Below are 16,295 nucleotides of genomic sequence, written 5' to 3' on the forward strand. Positions count from 1 at the left end.
CGTCGAGCCTGGTGAGAGCGCGATTTGGCGGCCTCGCGAGCGTTCGGTAACCTGGTATTCACCCGTCGCGGGGTGGAGCAGCTCGGTAGCTCGCTGGGCTCATAACCCAGAGGTCGCAGGTTCGAATCCTGTCCCCGCTACCAGTGTCATGTCTCGGGACATCGTTGACAGGTGTCCCGAGACATGGTTTACACCGTGAGCCGGTTTTCGGGTGAGTTTCCGCATTTGACGCCGCGTGGTTGGTAGTCCCGGCTGGGGTCCAGGGTGAGTTTGCGGATGAGTTGACCGGTGTCGCGGTCCAGGACGCGGATGTCGCGGTTGTTGATCAGCACGATGACGTGGGTGCCGCGCCGGCGTTTGCTTAATCCGATGTGGTGTAGGCGGCTGTTGTAGCGGATGGTGATGACGCCGGCGGCGTCGATGCGGTCGTGGCGTACCCGGTAGTGCGGTGGGATCTTGTAGGCGGTGGGAAAGGCTTTGGGTCGGGAAGTGAAGGCCTGCAGCGGTGTTCGTCTGCCGATGGCGCGGTGCGGGCGCACGGTGTTGTAGTAGGTGGTGAAGTCGTCGAGTTGGTGTTGGAGTTCGGCGGTGGTGGCTGCAGGGGGTTGGGCGCGGAGGTGTTTTTTCAGGGTCTGGTGGAAGCGCTCGACTTTGCCGCAGGTCTGCGGGTGATAGGGCCGTGAAGAGAAGTATTTGACGCCGAGCTCTCCGAGGATGATCTGTAGGGCGGTGCGACCACCGCGACGGGGTGTGGCGGTGAAGATGGCTCCGTTGTCAGTCAGTACGGAGGCCGGAGTGCCCCACTGGGTGAAGGCGGCGGTGAAGATGTCGGTGACGTCGGGGCCGGCGATGGTGGGTTGGGTGTAGCTGGCGATGGCCAGGCGGGAGTGGTCGTCGAGCAGGTTGAGGATTTCAGCGCCCGTGCCATCGGCGAGATGCCAGTGGGTGACGTCGGCTTGCCAGAGTTCGTTGGGTTGGTCGGCGCAGAAGCGTTTCCAGGCTGACCGCGGGCGTTTGTGTGGTTGCGCGGCCACGAAGCCACGCCGGGACAGGGCACGCCAGATGGTCGCCACAGCAGGCACGTTGGTGACTGCTGGATCACGGGTGAGGTGTTCGGCGATGGTGGCAGCGCCGGCATCGTAGCCCTGCTTAGTCAAGGTTTTGCGCAGTCGAATGATGGCGTCTTCAACGGCTGCGTCAATGGCGTGGGAGTTGTGGTGGGGTCGCCGTGATCGGGCTTGAAAGGCCGCAGCGCCCTGGGCTTCATAGCGTTTGACCAGTTGCTGCACCCAGTACCGCGAGATGCCGTAGTCGCGGGCAACTTCGCTTTTGCTGCGGCCTTCCAGCACGACGGCAGTGATGACGAGCTGCGCCTTCGACATGGTTGACCTCCCACGCTGATGAGGTGTCAACTATGTCGCGAGACAGCTGCCAACTATGTCCTGAAACCAAACACTGTCCCCGCTACCAGTAGAAACGGCCCCCGGAGATCACTCCGGGGGCCGTTTCATGTCTGTTGTGAACGGATTTGTGAACGTTAGCCGTGCTCATTGTCTTGGGACGGCTTATCTTCGGATCCGATGAGAAAGGCTGCGGCCTGCTCGGCTGCCGCGCGGTCGTCGTTCTTCAAGACATGGGCGTAAGTCTGGAGAAAGAATCCGACGTCTGCGTGGCCGATTCGCTCGCTGACCACCTTGGGGCTCACGCCGGCCTTGAGGGCCCCGGTGGCGTACGAGTGGCGCAAGTCGTGGAATGTGATCCGCGCCAACCCAGCTGCCGCCGCGAGGCGGTCGAAGCGCTGTCTAATCGAGTCAGGGTGTGGGGGGCGCCCATCCTCGAAAGTGAAGACGTAGTCGCCGGGGTGGTAATCGGTACCGAAGAACTGGCGTTCGCGGTCTTGGCTCAGACGCCAGGTGTTCAGGGCGGCAAGCGTCGCGCGGTCGATCGATATTGTCTTGTCCGCGTTGTGAGTTTTGCCGCCAGCCTTATCGCGCGCCTGACCGCCGACAACGACGCGGTTGTCGTGAATGACGATCTCGCCGAGGTCCAAGTTGACGTCAGACCATTTCAGACCGCATATCTGACCGCGGCGAATCCCGGTGGTCAGTTCAAGCATGAATAACGCAGCGAAGCGATCCTGCTGCACAAACGCCAGGAAAGACCTAATCTCTTCCGGGGTCCACACGGTCCGTCGACGGCGGGAGAGCTTAGGTGGCTTGATATTTCCTGCCGGGTTCCGCGCAATGTACTTCCATGCGACTGCGTCGACCAGGGCCCGGTGAATGAGGGCGTGGATGTTTCGCACGGTTTTCGGCGCCAGGCCTGCTGAAAGCGGCTTCGGGACGATACCCAATTTGTAGCGACGGACCGCGGCCCGCGATGCATGGATAGTGGTCCCGCATTTATCGGAAACCTCTCGAGCCGTTGGAGTCTCGCCGCTATTCACTCGATCGAGCCAGTACTGGTACATCTCGCTGTCTCGATCGCGCTTGACTCGACCGTCGGCGAGTAGCGTTGCGTAAAGCTTCAGCAGCTGTGGTTCGTCGAGCCGCTGAAGCGCAAGACCGCCGATTCGCGGCACGACAAACGCGTTCGCGTAGTCGTTCCAGTTCCGCCACGTGGTGGCATCCACAGACGCCTTAACGGCATCGAACCACTCCGCGAGGAACTGGCCGAATGTTCGGTTCGACGATCGGACGACCCTGCCGCGGTCGGCTTCACCCATAGCCTCGCGGCAGGCCTTCCATGCGTCCTTCTCGGTCGCGAAGCCGCCCTTCGAGATGACGGGATACTCCCCGGTGTCAGGATCTCGCTCCGGCCCGCGGAAACGATAAGTCCACTTCTTACCGCGTTGGTAGACAGAACCTTTCACGAGGCCAGGTCTCGCAGTCGAGCGGTCACAACGTAAACACGGCCACCGAGTCGACGGACCGGGAGCTCGCCAGACGCGACGAGCCGGTATGCCGCGGCACGGCTGATGCCGACCAGCGCGGCAGCGCGCGGCACTCCCAGAAGAAGTGGGAGCTCGTTAAACGCCTTGTCGTCCATTTTGATTCACCCCCTAAGGCCGCTCGTGTGCAGCGGGGGAGTATTTGGCCAGCTGCAGGTGTGCCTTGGTAGATCGCGCCGCCGACGAATCATCAGGATCGGCGCGGACCGGCGCCAGCCAGGCGTGAGACGGGCTTAGAGAACCGATCCCAGTGCATCCATGGGGTGCGCTCGTGGGGTCAAAGACGGCCCCAAGATGGGCGTAGGCGCCCACACTTTGCGCCCGTGGATTAGTGACCATGTTGGCATCATACGACTTGTTTCGAACATTTCTAGGGCGCTTATTGCTTATCTTGCAGCAATCGATCGCCGAGCTGCATTTTGAGCTTATTTTGAATCAAAAGAAGCAATTCGTGAACATGGCTGAGTGTTCACTAATTGCGTTATTGCTTATCGAAACCTCGGCTGGCGGACAAAGCCGCCGCTCCCGATCCCCGAGCGGGCCGGCATGCACCTCGATCTAAAACTTGCTGCTGTGCAACGGCTTCAAGGCAGCACATCGCTAACGCGCCGTAAGCGCGAATAACGCGAGGCATCCGCAAGGCACCGCGCGACCCGCTCGATCTCCATGACCGAACTGAGCCTATCCGGCGAAAATGCGGGTCGGCCGGGGCGAATGGCATTCGTCCCATGGTGCGCATATCAGCTAACGACCCCGAGTCGCAGAAAGCTGTCGTCCTTGCCGCGCCTAGGGCGCTCTGGAAGCCATATTTTCTTTCCCCAGATGCAACGGTCGCCGCTACCACTTCCGAGCACCAGGTTGACGAGAAGAGCGGACTTTCGGGCTTCGTCAGCGTCGTCGGTAGGGCCGCCGCGTGGCGCGCTCGCGTGTAAAAAAATGGGCTGGCATGCGAGTGCCTCGCGCCTGTCGATGGGCACATGATCGAGCTGAGAGTCGTCAAAAGATTGGCTGGCTACGCCACGAGCGGTGTCCCGGAGATCACGCTTGCACAGCACTGCGTCGACGCGAGCGACGGCGCGTCAACAGAACACAGCGTCTCCGAAATCGGCGTCGAACTCGGACATGTTCGATGTCGAATCACGGCTTTCTTCGAGCCGCGCGCTCTGCGGCGCGACGCTGCTGACGACTCGGCGACTGGCCGTGCCGAGGGGTCTCACGCGGTGGGGGATCGGCATCGCTTAGGCGGCTTTCCAGTTCGCCAAGGCGGGCCCGAAGTGACGCGTTCTCGCGGTACAACCGATCGAGATCTTCGCCGCGTCGTTTGGCGTGCTGAGTTTCAGCAACAAGTTGCGAACGAAGCTGCTTCAGTTCCTCGCCAGCTTGCTGGTGTACCGGTTCCTCGGACAGGGCTTGTTCGCTGCGAACGGAGGCCGCAAAACGCTCCGCGGCGACTTTCAGATCGCCGTCGATCGCACCACTTTTGTAGCGCGTCTCGACCGTCTCGAGGAGGAGTCGGCACATGTATTCCGAGCCGAGGAACATCATCATCAGCGTATGCATCGCCGGCAGCGGCAGGCGCGCATCGGGCTGAGGCTTGTGCGCTCGGGGAACCTCAATCACGCGCACCGCGGCACCAACATTGCGGGCCGCGACGCGTTGGGCTGAAGCTAGGCGTCGGCAGCGGGGTGAGCACCAGACGGGGCGTCGCCCGGGCCCTCGCTCGGGTAAGTCAAAGGCGTCGCCGCAGTGCGGACACGCGCGTTCGGAATCCGTGCGTGCTTCGAGCACGACATCTTCGTCAGCCACCACGACCTCCGATTAATTACGTCCGGACGTAATGTTATCAATCCGTGACCTAAATGCAAGAGGTGTGTGGTGCAGGGAGAGCTTGAAAACGAAGGTTGGGCTGGTTGAGCAAGAGCATCAGAGCAGTGGCGGGGAGTGACACCGATCGCTGATCCGAAAGGGCTGGGCTGAGAATCGCGATGAGATCAGTGAAACGGAGGATGTGAGTCTTGAGGCGCGGACGGTGCTCGCGACGCCATATCGCCGCCGCGGTCGGCCGTCCAAACGCCCCAGGCGTCGCGTTCGCGCAGCTGTACTCTTCGCATCGAAAACTGTGCCATCGAGCGACGAACCGGAGACGCGCGGCGCATGCCTAACTGATCGCCGGCGGGAACGCACGACGGCTCAAATGCGCACCGGCGCGATGTACGTCGCAGGCCGTCAAAGCGCTTGGGCGTATCAGTTCGGCGATGGGGGATCCGCTACCTGACCGCGCGACGAAATTGACGCCGAAGTCCAGTCCTGCCGCTTATTACAAACGCGCGATCGCAACATGCAGAGGTCGCGACCGGCTTTCGCGTGAGCCGAGATGCCAGTTTCGTGCGAGCCGGCGAGCAGATCGTGCGCGGATTCAGTTCGCGCCGTCGGGCCCTCGGCGGGATACCTAGCGATGCCCAGACCGCGGACTTGTATGAGCGGCTGGGCATTGCCGGAGCGCCCCAATGCGGTGCCTCGCTCGCTGGCGGTGAAGACGGCATGGGCACCGAAGCTGTCTGTAAAATAATGCCGGGCACCGGTCGCTGACGCTCGGCAGCGGGTTTGCGCCTTCGAGCACATCTTTGATGCCCAGTCAGCACGTCGATCGGTCGCCTAATGCGAGCCAAAGAAGAGACTGGGAGCGACGGGGTAGCGATGACAGATCGCGAGCATCTAGGAAGCCCAGATCCGGAGCTGACTTCATTGTGGCGCTACATCGACACGCGCTGCGGTGGTTCGCCACCGCCGGTACGGGGATTGGTACGTAGCGCGATCGCAAACAGCGTCTTGGAAGGTCATCTTCCGTCAGCAGAATCGATCGACGACCTGGTTGACTTCGCATCCGGTGCGATCACAGACGAGCAGCACCGAGCACGCGTGTAGCTCGCGCTCGTATGCCGCGTGAGGCGGCACAAGATTGGTGAACTGTCGCGGTCAGCGCTCCGATGTCGTCGCGTGCCGACGTTCGCCGCCCGCCGTCTAGTTAAACGCTACGCTTTTTCGAACCTAGCTTTCGAGTTGTGCCTCGAGCGGTCGCTGTCGACGAAGATTGTGATGCTTCGTCGTGAGCGTCCGCCCAACTGAACATCACGGCTTGGCCAAACACGCGTAGCACTTCTTTGCGCGTTCGCTCATCGTTTTCCTCGGCGGCGACGCCAATCCCTTCGTGCTTGCACAAGCGATCTCGGTCGGCTGTCGTCGCGTGTACGTGGCAGTTCCGTGCCCAGCGCCCAGCGCCTAGATATAACGCAGGCTTCATGCAGCGCCGCGATCCGTCGCGCAGGACCGCCTCGCAGTTCGGCCTAGGCCCGACAATGTCTTTAGTGCGGTCAGGCCCGCGATGATCATTGAGTCCGTCGCTAAACGTGTCCGTCCTGGATACATCCGGGGCCACGCGCGGCGCGCCGGCCGCAACAGCGGCCAGGTGCCGAGCGGAGATCGCGTCTGGCCTCGACGGGCTTGTATCGCAACGCTGCTCGAGCGCAGCGCCCTTATGAAGCAGACTAGCGGCGCTGTAGGCCTGGCGAGCTGATTGTTGAGCTGTCGAGATGTCTCGTACGAGTTCTACGAGGTTGAGATCAACCTCGTAGGGCAGCGCTTCAAGCACGAGCCGGCACTCGAACAGCTGGTAACAGATCTGGGCGAGAGTAACCATCCCTACGTCGGATGCTGTCTCAGCGCGCGCGTCGCCGTGCTTGAGACTCTTGGGTTGCTTGTGTAGCAGCTCGACACCGTCTATCCCGTCATTAGGTGGCACGGCATGGTCGCCTTCCCCGCTAAATTTGCCGCGCGGCGGACCGGTTTCAGTAGCGAGTTCGGTTGCGCGGCGGCCGTGTTGATGTTTAAGTCCGTCGTTTTGAACCTGCAAGGCGGCTACCTGATTCACGGCGAGACTGGCCCGGACCGCCGCGCCCATACTCGTCCCGGCTATCTGAGCGGCTCGATCCAAAGCCTCCTTTTCCTCCGGAAGAAGCCAGATGCCCACGAATTCAGTGCGCCGACGCCCTCTAGAAGAACCCACGAGGTCTCTTTCGATGGCGGAGCATTTGGCTAGTTTAGCTAAAAATGCAGTACTAGTCCTGCAGACTTGAAGCCGTAGCACGTCGTAACTGAGTGCGTGCCCACTCGACCAAGTCAAAACGATCCTGATCGCGCCAAAGCGTGGGCGGCAACGCGGGCGGAAGTGGGTAGTCGCGTACGTGATCTCCGTCTTGAGCGAGGAGTCACGCAGGAGGCGCTAGCGCTTTCGGCGGATATCGACCGCTCGCTTCTGATCGACTTTGAAAAAGGACGTCGAAGTCTGCTGTTTGAGCGGCTCTACGATCTAGCCGCGGCACTCGAAGTGCCTATCACTGAAATCCTGCGAGATGAATAAGGAATGCGAGAACAGATTGCGCTCAAGCAATTTGAGGAACAGCCCGCCGTTGCGCGTGCCTCACTGAAGTCGCGGTTGATTGCTGGGTGGACCCGGCGGCGGCACGTCGGGGCGTCTTGTCTCGGCATTGCCGCCCTCTTGCGCGACCGGATCGTCACCCGAAAGTCCGGCTCTTCAGGAAAGCCAGCCAACGGGGCCCACCACTCCTGAAATGTAGCACTAGTACCGCATCTGCGGCCGCCGAACGGGCCTACCGCCGGGAGGCCGAGGCGGGCGTCCGAAGGCCGCCGGTCACACCTGAACCGCCTAACGGGTCGTTCGCTGGCTCAGATGTGCCGGCCGGCCGCCACCCAGTACGGATCGCGCAGCTTCCGCTTGAGAAGCTTGCCGGAATCCTCTCGCGGCAACTCGTCGCGCAGCTCCACCACCTTGGGCACCTTGTAGCCGGCCAGGTGCTCGGCGAGGTAGGCCCGCACATCGTCGGCGTCGATATCCGCGCCGGGGTCCGGCTGCACGACCGCGGCGAGCACCTCACCGAAGTCCTCGTCGGGGATCCCGAACACGGCGCAGTCCGTCACGCCCGGCATGTGGACCAGGACCGCCTCGATCTCTGCCGGGTACACGTTCGTGCCGCCGAAGATCACCATGTCGCGCTTCCGATCGCATAGGAAGAGGTAACCATCCTCGTCGATGTAGCCGACGTCGCCCGAGGTGATCAGCCCGCCCGTCTCGACCTCGCGCCGCAGCTCGTCCTTGTCGTGGTAGGTGAAGTCGGCGATCGCATCGAGGCGGGCGAACACTTCACCGACCTCGCCGATCGGGAGCTCCTTGCCCTCGGCGTCGAGGATCTTGATTGTCGCCTCCGGAAGGGGACGGCCGACCGTCCCAGGGCGCTCGAGCCACTCCTCCGAGGTACAGAACGTGACCGAGCCGACCTCGGTCGAGGCGTAGGACTCGCAGATGACCGGGCCCCACCACTCGATCATGCGGCGCTTCGTCTCGTTGGGGCAGGGCGCAGCCGTGTGGATGACGTGCTCGATCGAGCTGAGGTCGTACCTCGCCTTCACCTCGTCCGGGAGCTTGACAAGGCGGTTGAACATCGTTGGCACCATCAGGGCGGTGGTGACCCGGTGGGCCTCGATCAGCTCGAGGAGGACCTCCGGCTCGAAGCGCGGGACGAGCACGACGGAGCACCCGAGGTGGACGGCGAAGACTGCTGCGGAGTTCGGTGCGCTGTGGTACAGCGGTGTCGCGATCAGCATCGTCGACCCGGGCCGGAGCCCGAGCACCCGCGCAGCGACTTGGGCCAACCTGGACTGCTGCTCGGGCGTGGCCACTGCTCGCTTGACGCCCTTGGGGTGGCCGGTCGTCCCTGACGTGTAGATCACGCTGAAGGGACTCCCACCTGGAGCGTCGGTGAGCGGGTCGTGGCCGGCGACCAAGGTCGACCAGGACAGCTCACTGTCGGGCACCGCGCCGTCATCCGGTGACAGGCCGAATGCGTCCGCGATGTCCGGTGGGGTCTCGACGTGGACCGTAGTCAACGACTTCGTGAGCGACGGCGGGAGGCTCCGGAGGAGGTCCGTGTGACCGACGAGCACCTTAGCGCCCGAGTCGGCGAGTACGTAGCCGACCTCCTCGGCGCTGCTGTGGAAGTTGATCGGCGTCGGCCGAGCGCCGGCTGTCGCGGCGCCGAGCGTCGCGGTGATGAAAGGGATGTCGTTGCGCAGCAGCAGGGCGACGGCGTCGCCCTGCTGCGCGCCCAGCGATCGGAGCCCGGTGGCTATCCGGGCCGCCTGCAGTTGTACGTCAGTCAGCGAGGTGAACCGGTCCCCGCACCGAACGTTCGCGTCGGTCATGGCGCTTCCTTTCGAGTGGGCGCGGTGGTAGAAATACAGTAATCACTCACTATCTATCTAATGCGCGAGGTCGCGAACCCCGCTCCGACGATGACCGCGTTGTAGACGTGCTCGCGGGCATGCGTGGTCGTCATCGCGTGGCTTCGGCGCTCGAGAGGTCGGCTCCATCCGGCAGCGGGGAGGCGCCCGGCTGGCCCGCGTCAGCGGTGAGGCGACTGAGCGCGTAGCGCAGACGGGGAGGGGTGTGGACGACCAGCGCGGCGGCCACCCGGTTGGCAGTGCCCGGGACTACGACACGACGGCCCTTGGCGCTGGCCTCGTACACCTTGCGGACGACTGGCTCGGGCGCCATCGTCCATAGACTCAACAGAGGGTGCTCGTCGAAGTAGTCCGTGAGGCCTGCGACCTCGTTGAACTCGGTCCGCGTGGGCCCGAGCACCGCCGCCGTCGAGCGGACGCCGTCTCGCTCGTACTCGGCCGCGATGCTCTCGCTGAGCTTCACCAAAAAGGCCTTTGACGCCGCGTACAGCGCCTGACCGGGTACGCCGGCGAGCAGCCCACCGATCGAGCTGACGTTGATCACGCGTCCCCAGCCGCGCTCGACCATGCCGGGAAGCAAGCGACGGGTGAGCTCAGCGCTGCTGACCGCGAGGACCTGCAGGTAGCGGTGCTGGTCCTCCCACGTCCTGTCGAGATACGAACCCGGTTGTGCATAGCCGGCGTTGTTGACGAGGACGTCGATGCGCAGGCCGAGGTCTGCCAGCGTCGATGCAATGTGGCTGCCCGCCAACGGATCCCCCAAGTCGGCGGCGATCGGGCGGGCGCGAATCCCCCAGCGGTCCTCGAGCCGCAAGGCAAGGCACTCGAGGCGGTCCATGCGGCGAGCGACGGGCACGACGTCGAAGCCCTTCGCCGCGAGCAGCTCGCACATCGTCCATCCAACGCCGGCGGATCCCCCCGTCACAAGTGCGACGCGACCTCGACCTTCAATGCTCCTGTCGGCATCGCCGATTGGCATCGGCCGCCGCCGCAGCTGTGACGCCACGGCCAGGACCGATCGGGCTGCTCGTCCCGTGGTGCCGGTCTCGCTCAACGTCTCTCCCGCCGTCGATAGCCCTCATCGTCCGTTATATAGTATGCACTGACTTCCTTCGGTGCAACGGCACGGGGGACCAGGGGTGCGACAGATGAATCTTGTTGAGGTAGAGCTGCCCAACGACGGCATCGCCGTCATTCGACTGCAGCGGCAATCGCGCCGCAATGCGCTCAGCGTGGCGCTTGTGCGTGAGCTCCTCGACGCCCTGCAGGCGCCCGGTGCCGACCGTCGCGTTCGAGTCATCATCCTTACCGGCGAGGGCGCGGCGTTCTGCGCTGGAGGCGACCTTACGGACGAGAGCACTCTGGAGGCCGCTCGCGATGGCATCGTCGGCAGCGTCGACCTCCAGCAGCTGTTCAGCACCATGCCACTCAGGCTGCGCTCGATCGAGCAACCCGTCATCGCAGCGATCAACGGGCCGGCAGCGGGCGCCGGACTCGCCCTCGCGCTGGCCGCCGACCTCCGGGTAGCAGGCGCATCAGCGATGCTGCACGTCGCGTCGATCAAGATCGGGCTGTCGGGCGGGGAGTGCGGGCTCAGCTGGCACCTCCCGCGCCTGGTCGGGACCGGCAGGGCGTTGGAGCTGCTGCTGACCGGTCGCCCAGTGGCTGCAGAAGAGGCGGAACGGCTTGGCCTGGTAAACCGCGTCGTCCCCGACGACGAGCTGCTGGATGCCGCCATCGCGCTGGCACACGAGATCGCCGCGAACAGCCCGTTCGCCTTGCGTGGGACGAAGCAGGTGACCTGGGCCGGCGTGGACCTGCCGCTCGCTGCGGCGCTACGCCTCGAGAACAGTCTGCAAGTAGCCGCGTCGATGACCGAGGACGGCGCCGAGGCCATGTCCGCGTATCGCGAGAAGCGACCGCCGCGGTTCACCAGCCGGTAGCGTTGACGATATAGTTAGCACTAACTATCGTGTATGGGCATGACAGTTACTGCTAAATCCGACGAGTCCGCACTCCTAGAGGCCGACCTTGTCCAGGCGGCCATAGACCTCGTCCCGCAGCTGGCCGAGCGCGCCGACGAGGCCGAGCTGCTCCGACGGCTACCGGACGAGACGGTGGCCGACCTCCAGGCCGCCGGCATCACCACCGCCCTCGCTCCGCGTCGTCACGGTGGCGCACAGCTTCCGCTGGACGAGTTCGGGCAGATGATCGAGGAACTCGCCGTTGGGTGCGGTTCGACGGCGTTCGTCGCAAGCGTCTACGCCTCCGTAGGGTACGTATCGGCGCTGTTCCCCGACGAGGCCCAGGACGATATCTACGGCAGCGACAATTCACTCGGGATCCTTGTCTTCACTCCCGGTGGTGGCGCCATGCCGGTCGACGGCGGCTACACCCTCTCCGGCAAGTGGTTCTTCTGCTCGGGCCAGCACCACGCCGGCTGGGCGATCCTCGCTGCCATGATCACCACCGAGGACGGAGGCTTCGACGTCGGTCTGTGCGCGGTGCCACGAGCGGAGTGCGTGTCCGGCAATGACTGGGACGTCACCGGCCTCATCGCCACGGGGTCCGACAGCCTCAGCGTCACCGACGCATTCGTGCCCTCTCATCGCGTGCTCCGCGTCGAGGACCTCATGCAAGGGCGCGCTGCGTCCGAGCTCACGCGGGCCGACCCTTACTACCGCTCGCTGCCGATGCTCACGCTCGGCGCGGGGTTCGTGGGCGCGCCGCTCGGGCTCGCGCGGCGAGCCCTCGATTCCCTGTCAGCATCGATCCATAAGCGAGCAATCGCCTACACGCTGTACCTCCGCCAGGCCGACGCGACGGTCACCCACCTCCAGATGGCCGAGGCGACCATGAAGCTAGACCAGGCCCGGTTCCATTCGCAGCGCATCATCGACACGGCGCTCCTCGGCGACGAGGTCGACCTCATCACCCGTTGGCGCAGCCGAGCCGACGGGGCCTGGGGTATCCGGTTATGCCGTGAGGTCGGCGACATTGTCGAGGCCGCGTCCGGCGCCAGCGCCCTTCGTCGGAGCGACCCGCTGCCCCGGACCATCCGGGATCTGCACGCCCTCGCTCTGCACGCGCTATTCCTCGAGTCGACCCTGAACGAGATGTACGGCAAGGTGCTCTGCGGCATCGATCCGGGTATCCCCTTCGCGTAGGTACCCTTCGATGGCAGACGTCACGCTTTCGGGAGCCGGGCCCGAAGGGCTACCTCTGGATCCTGTGCCCCGAGGCTATGCAAGTCCGAAATCATATGCGCGGCGAACACTGTTCGATTCGCTGCCGCCGCTTGAGCTGGGGTGCCTCAGTAGACGAGGTCGAGCCGCTCGACGGAGCGGATGAAGAACCCGGGTCGGTAGGCCAACTGCTCAGCGAGGTTCGCTCGCCGGAAGCCGGGGGCGCGCTCGAGAAGATGGGCAAGGGCGATCCGAACCTGCAGGCGAGCGAGGCTCGCTCCAAGGCAGTAGTGCGGACCAAAACTGAACGCGACGTGCGGGTTCGGGTCTCGGTCCAGGATCAGCTGATCCGCCCGAGGGAAGACTTCGTCGTCGCGGTCGGCGCACCCGATCAGCACGATGACGTTGTCGGACTTCGAGATCGTTTGTCCCGCGATCTCGACGTCCTCGGTCGCCGTCCGGAGCACCGCCTGGGGCGGGCTGCAGTACCGGAGCAACTCCTCGATCGCAGACGGCATCAGAGACGGCTCGGCGATGAGCCGGGCGTGCTGCTCGGGGAACTCCGTCAGGGCGAGCGCCGCATTCGTGATCAGGTTGGTCGTAGTCTCCATGCCGGCAAACAGGAAGAAGACGCAGGTAGCGAGAAGCTCGTTGTCGCCGAGCGTGTCGTTCTCGTTTGCTTTGATGAGACCGCTGACCAGGTCGTCGCCCGGGTCGGCGCGACGTGCGGGTATGAGCTCCGAGAAGTACTTCCGGAGCGCCTTGCCCGCATCGACGGCAGCCTCGGCCTGCTCGGGACTTGCCAGGATCCCGTTGCCGACCACGAGGGCATTCGCCGAGTGCCGGAACGCATCCTCGTCCGCGCCAGCGACGCCCATCATGCGTGAGATGACGCGCAGCGGCAGCGTGTCGGCCATCGTCGAGAGCAGGTCGAATGGCTTTCCGGGCTCGATGTCCGCCAGCAGCTCCTTGCTGAGCATCTCGGTGTACGCGTGAAGGTTGTTCACCGCTTTCGGTGTGAAGGCGCGCTGCACCACGTTGCGGAGGCGGTGATGCTCCGGCGGATCCGCAGCAGACATGCTCTCCTTCGCGAACGCCTCACCGACCCGGCCGATGTTCCCCATCGCCTCGCTGGAGAAGCGTCCCGGGTCCCGCAGCACAGTCGTGACATGTTCGTGGGTGCCCACCATCCAGAACCCGAAGAGGTCGTTCTTCACCGGCTGACCTATACCGCGGAGCTCGCGGTACCAGGGGTACGGGTCGTCGACGATTTCCTGACTGAACAGGTTGAATTCCACGCCCGCTCCTCCTCGCAAATAAGTATGTACACACTATCGTCACGTCGATCCAGCGGCAAGGCCATCCCGACTCGTTGACTATTCTGAAAGCGCCCACTATCTCACTGGAATGGCGCTCACTGCCCACCGCGGCGTTAGTCGACGCCAATCAGCGCGGCGATGCCCTCGCCCGGTGCCCCGAAGGGTCCCATCGTCGAGGTCATGCCACCGTCGATGCACACCGTTGCGCCCGTCATGAACGATGCGGCGTCGCTGACGAGGAACGCGAGGACCTCGGCGACCTCGCTTGCCGATCCCACCCGGCCGCTCGGGCTGGTAGGGCCCATCACTTGCGCGAGCAGCTCTGGCGCGTCGTGGAGGGGGCCGAGTATCGGCGTGTCGATCGTTCCGGGGCACACAGCGTTGACCCTGATGCCGTGCGGAGCGAGATCGACGGCGGCGCTTTTCATCAGTCCCAACACCCCATGTTTGCTCGCGCCGTATGCGGCACCCGTAAAGGTCCCGAGGATCCCCATCGCCGACGACGTGAGGGTGATCGCGCCGCCCCCTGATGCCGCCATCCTGCGGCCACATGACTGCAACCCGAGGAACGGACCGCTGAGGTTGATCGCGATCGTCCGCTCCCACTCGGCGAGTGGGATATCGAGCAGCGAACGCGCCGAAGGGATCCCAGCGTTGAGCACCGCGATGTGTAAGGCGCCGTAGTGCTCGACGGTGGCCTCGGCCATGCGCTCGTTCTGTTCCTGGTCGGCGACATCCACGCCGATCGAGAAGGCCTGGCCGCCTGCCTGAGCGATGTCATCGGCCACGGCCTTGGCGCCGGCATCGTCGAGATCCGCGCAGCAGACCTTGGCCCCCCGCTGGGCTAACAGCGACGCGGTGGCCGCTCCGATGCCCGACGCTGCGCCGGTCACGATCGCAACTCGATCCGCAAGTGTGAGTGTTGACATGATTCAGGCTCCTCAACTTTGGAAGGCGCTGGCGAGCGCCAATGGATTGAAGTACTCGCGATACAGCACGACCTGACCCTCTCGGGCACGGATGACGAGCGCATAGCGGTTCGCATACTCGAGGCCGGTGGCCTCGAACGTTCCGGTCGACCGGAACTCGACGACGGCGAGCTCCGGGTCGGAGGTCAGGTGGACATCGATGTCGTGGAACTCCAGCTTCGAGAACAGCTGGGTGCCAGTGAGAAATGTGCGGATGGCCGCCTTTCCCTCGAAACGATTTGGAAGACCCGGAGGCGCGAGCGGCATTTCCAATACTGCGTCGTCTGCCAACAATTCGACGGCGGTGGGTATGTCGAGCGCATGCAACGCCCCGAGCCAACGCTCCGCCAGATCCTGCACCTCAGACATCAAACGCCTCCCTAGCGATCGCCGGCGCCGGCGGCGACGAACAGGACGCCGGCGGTGACACCGCCCCGAACGTATCAGCGGCCGAAAAAGAGAGCAAGCGATTACTTACATATATCAGGCAGGGCTGATGCTCGAGCCTAGGAGTCGCCAGATTCCCGCGTCGACGATCTTCGGTACCGTCGTCAGTGGTCTGATGATCCGCTCGAGCGGATCGATCAAGCGGTGGACACAATGTGGAGCTCGCCGTTCGGCGGGTGACCACATCCCGGAGAGCGTGCCCTGCGTGGCCCTTCGTCGGGTGCTGGGTTACGGGGGGCGCGGGTTCCGAGTCAGAACATTTCCGGATCTGATCCCCCTCCGTCCACGACGATCCGCTGGCCAGTGATGTAGCTGCCGTCCTCACTGGTGAGAAAGGCAACCGCCGCGGCGACATCGTCCGGCTGACAGACATGCCCGAACGGGAAGCGCGTATGCAAGTCGGAAAGTTTCTGGCCCGCATGGACTGCGTGAACAAGCCGGGCGCCCATATCGGTGTCTACCAGCCCTGGGGCAACGATGTTGGCGCGAATCGCACTGCCACGCTCTTCGCGGGCGAGAGTTCGTATCGCGACTTCCAGGGCTGCTTTCGCCATGGTGTATGGCGCGGCGTTGGCGGGGGCGTCGGTGACCGTGGTGCTGGAGATGGCAACGATATCCCCGCGGACGGCCTGGCGAAGGCCGGGCAGCAGCCGGCGAATCATATGGAGCGGGCCAAAGGTGTGAATGCGGAGCAGCTGGTCGAACTCGGACAACGGCGAGTTGGCGACCGTGTTTCCGCGGCTCGCGGAGCCTGCGTTGCTCACTAGGAGATCGACGGCCCCGAACCGCTCTGACACGGCGTCGCACATCTGGTCCACCGCGTCGAAGTCGTCCATCGATGCCTGAAACGCGGCCGACGTGCCGCCACCGTCGGTGATTTGCGCAACGACAGCGGACGCCGCCTGCGCATCGCGTTGATAGTGCACGGCAACGCACGCACCTTCGTGGGCGAGTCGGCGCGCAACACCGGCCCCCACACCCCGTGAGCCACCTGTCACTAGGGCGACACGACCGGTCAATCGGTTGCTCATGTGCTAACAGCCCCCTTCTCACGCTGCGCTACCCGGCGCCGCAGTTGCGCTTCGAGACTACATATCAGTGAGTGCTTACA

15 protein-coding genes, 1 tRNA gene and 1 pseudogene are annotated in these 16,295 nt (G+C 64.1%); 6 read left to right on the plus strand and 11 right to left on the minus strand.

All coding sequences use genetic code 11. The annotated features are described in order from the left end of the window. The first annotated feature begins 66 nt into the window (after positions 1-66). A tRNA-Met gene (locus tag VGH54_RS27015) sits at positions 67-143 on the plus strand. Between the two features lie 45 nt (positions 144-188). Here VGH54_RS27015 and VGH54_RS27020 read toward each other — a convergent pair. From VGH54_RS27020 to VGH54_RS27040, 5 genes and pseudogenes are all read right to left on the minus strand, one after another. Continuing rightward, positions 189-1,382: an IS481 family transposase gene (locus VGH54_RS27020; protein ID WP_414688817.1), complete on the minus strand. Its 1,194-nt coding sequence runs from the start codon at positions 1,380-1,382 to the stop codon at positions 189-191. A gap of 155 nt (positions 1,383-1,537) precedes the next feature. Continuing rightward, entirely contained in the window at positions 1,538-2,581 is a 1,044-nt protein-coding gene (locus VGH54_RS27025) for a tyrosine-type recombinase/integrase (RefSeq protein WP_414688819.1), read from the minus strand. Between the two features lie 147 nt (positions 2,582-2,728). Further along, positions 2,729-2,872 (minus strand): annotated as a pseudogene (locus VGH54_RS27030) (Arm DNA-binding domain-containing protein); the annotation flags it as partial. Next, on the minus strand, positions 2,869-3,048 hold the full coding sequence (locus tag VGH54_RS27035; protein ID WP_331515205.1) for a helix-turn-helix domain-containing protein: 180 nt from the start codon (positions 3,046-3,048) through the stop codon (positions 2,869-2,871). The pseudogene VGH54_RS27030 and the gene VGH54_RS27035, both read right to left, overlap by 4 nt. Positions 3,049-4,087: 1,039 nt before the next feature. Next, positions 4,088-4,576 carry a septation ring formation regulator EzrA gene (locus VGH54_RS27040; RefSeq protein WP_331515206.1) on the minus strand — a complete coding sequence of 163 codons (489 nt, stop codon included), beginning with the start codon at positions 4,574-4,576 and terminating at the stop codon, positions 4,088-4,090. A gap of 1,071 nt (positions 4,577-5,647) precedes the next feature. Between VGH54_RS27040 and VGH54_RS30125 the strand changes: the two genes are divergently transcribed. The 3 genes from VGH54_RS30125 (at position 5,648) to VGH54_RS27050 (ending at position 7,367) form a co-directional block, all read left to right on the plus strand. Next, positions 5,648-5,875, plus strand: coding sequence for a hypothetical protein (locus tag VGH54_RS30125; protein WP_414688818.1), 228 nt, complete (start codon positions 5,648-5,650; stop codon positions 5,873-5,875). Between the two features lie 877 nt (positions 5,876-6,752). Further along, positions 6,753-7,046 carry a hypothetical protein gene (locus VGH54_RS27045; protein WP_331515207.1) on the plus strand — a complete coding sequence of 98 codons (294 nt, stop codon included), beginning with the start codon at positions 6,753-6,755 and terminating at the stop codon, positions 7,044-7,046. A 129-nt stretch (positions 7,047-7,175) separates the two neighbouring features. Continuing rightward, positions 7,176-7,367: a helix-turn-helix transcriptional regulator gene (locus VGH54_RS27050; protein ID WP_414688820.1), complete on the plus strand. Its 192-nt coding sequence runs from the start codon at positions 7,176-7,178 to the stop codon at positions 7,365-7,367. A 326-nt stretch (positions 7,368-7,693) separates the two neighbouring features. On the opposite strand, the gene VGH54_RS27055 is transcribed toward VGH54_RS27050, so the two are convergent. After that, a complete protein-coding gene (locus tag VGH54_RS27055) occupies positions 7,694-9,226 on the minus strand; it encodes an acyl-CoA synthetase (RefSeq protein ID WP_331515209.1) in 1,533 nt (510 codons plus the stop codon). 130 nt (positions 9,227-9,356) lie between these two features. Continuing rightward, a complete protein-coding gene (locus tag VGH54_RS27060; protein WP_331515210.1) occupies positions 9,357-10,244 on the minus strand; it encodes an SDR family NAD(P)-dependent oxidoreductase in 888 nt (295 codons plus the stop codon). Between the two features lie 169 nt (positions 10,245-10,413). On the opposite strand from VGH54_RS27060, the gene VGH54_RS27065 reads away from it, so the two are divergent. Together VGH54_RS27065 and VGH54_RS27070 are read left to right on the plus strand one after the other, a co-directional pair. Next, positions 10,414-11,208, plus strand: coding sequence for an enoyl-CoA hydratase/isomerase family protein (locus tag VGH54_RS27065; RefSeq protein ID WP_331515211.1), 795 nt, complete (start codon positions 10,414-10,416; stop codon positions 11,206-11,208). Positions 11,209-11,247: 39 nt separating this feature from the next. Further along, entirely contained in the window at positions 11,248-12,432 is a 1,185-nt protein-coding gene (locus tag VGH54_RS27070) for an acyl-CoA dehydrogenase family protein (RefSeq protein ID WP_331515212.1), read from the plus strand. 146 nt (positions 12,433-12,578) lie between these two features. Here the strand turns inward: VGH54_RS27070 and VGH54_RS27075 are convergent, their stop codons facing one another. From VGH54_RS27075 to VGH54_RS27090, 4 genes are all read right to left on the minus strand, one after another. Continuing rightward, positions 12,579-13,748, minus strand: coding sequence for a cytochrome P450 (locus VGH54_RS27075; protein ID WP_331515213.1), 1,170 nt, complete (start codon positions 13,746-13,748; stop codon positions 12,579-12,581). A gap of 134 nt (positions 13,749-13,882) precedes the next feature. Then, on the minus strand, positions 13,883-14,698 hold the full coding sequence (locus tag VGH54_RS27080; RefSeq protein ID WP_331515214.1) for an SDR family NAD(P)-dependent oxidoreductase: 816 nt from the start codon (positions 14,696-14,698) through the stop codon (positions 13,883-13,885). Positions 14,699-14,710: 12 nt separating this feature from the next. Continuing rightward, positions 14,711-15,106, minus strand: coding sequence for a nuclear transport factor 2 family protein (locus tag VGH54_RS27085; RefSeq protein ID WP_331515215.1), 396 nt, complete (start codon positions 15,104-15,106; stop codon positions 14,711-14,713). A gap of 329 nt (positions 15,107-15,435) precedes the next feature. Next, on the minus strand, positions 15,436-16,215 hold the full coding sequence (locus VGH54_RS27090) for an SDR family oxidoreductase (protein WP_331515216.1): 780 nt from the start codon (positions 16,213-16,215) through the stop codon (positions 15,436-15,438). Positions 16,216-16,295 lie beyond the last annotated feature (80 nt).

The organism is Mycobacterium sp., assembly GCF_036488105.1.
Taxonomy (GTDB): domain Bacteria; phylum Actinomycetota; class Actinomycetes; order Mycobacteriales; family Mycobacteriaceae; genus Mycobacterium.

Excerpts from the sequence above, each read along its gene's own strand:
- VGH54_RS27020 (WP_414688817.1), bottom strand. The coding sequence starts at position 1,382 with ATGTCGAAGGCGCAGCTCGTCATCACTGCCGTCGTGCTGGAAGGCCGC.
- VGH54_RS27055 (WP_331515209.1), bottom strand. The coding sequence starts at position 9,226 with ATGACCGACGCGAACGTTCGGTGCGGGGACCGGTTCACCTCGCTGACT.
- VGH54_RS30125 (WP_414688818.1), top strand. The coding sequence starts at position 5,648 with ATGACAGATCGCGAGCATCTAGGAAGCCCAGATCCGGAGCTGACTTCA.
- VGH54_RS27065 (WP_331515211.1), top strand. The coding sequence starts at position 10,414 with ATGAATCTTGTTGAGGTAGAGCTGCCCAACGACGGCATCGCCGTCATT.
- VGH54_RS27045 (WP_331515207.1), top strand. The coding sequence starts at position 6,753 with ATGGTCGCCTTCCCCGCTAAATTTGCCGCGCGGCGGACCGGTTTCAGT.
- VGH54_RS27035 (WP_331515205.1), bottom strand. The coding sequence starts at position 3,048 with ATGGACGACAAGGCGTTTAACGAGCTCCCACTTCTTCTGGGAGTGCCG.
- VGH54_RS27080 (WP_331515214.1), bottom strand. The coding sequence starts at position 14,698 with ATGTCAACACTCACACTTGCGGATCGAGTTGCGATCGTGACCGGCGCA.
- VGH54_RS27060 (WP_331515210.1), bottom strand. The coding sequence starts at position 10,244 with ATGCCAATCGGCGATGCCGACAGGAGCATTGAAGGTCGAGGTCGCGTC.
- VGH54_RS27090 (WP_331515216.1), bottom strand. The coding sequence starts at position 16,215 with ATGAGCAACCGATTGACCGGTCGTGTCGCCCTAGTGACAGGTGGCTCA.
- VGH54_RS27070 (WP_331515212.1), top strand. The coding sequence starts at position 11,248 with ATGACAGTTACTGCTAAATCCGACGAGTCCGCACTCCTAGAGGCCGAC.
- VGH54_RS27085 (WP_331515215.1), bottom strand. The coding sequence starts at position 15,106 with ATGTCTGAGGTGCAGGATCTGGCGGAGCGTTGGCTCGGGGCGTTGCAT.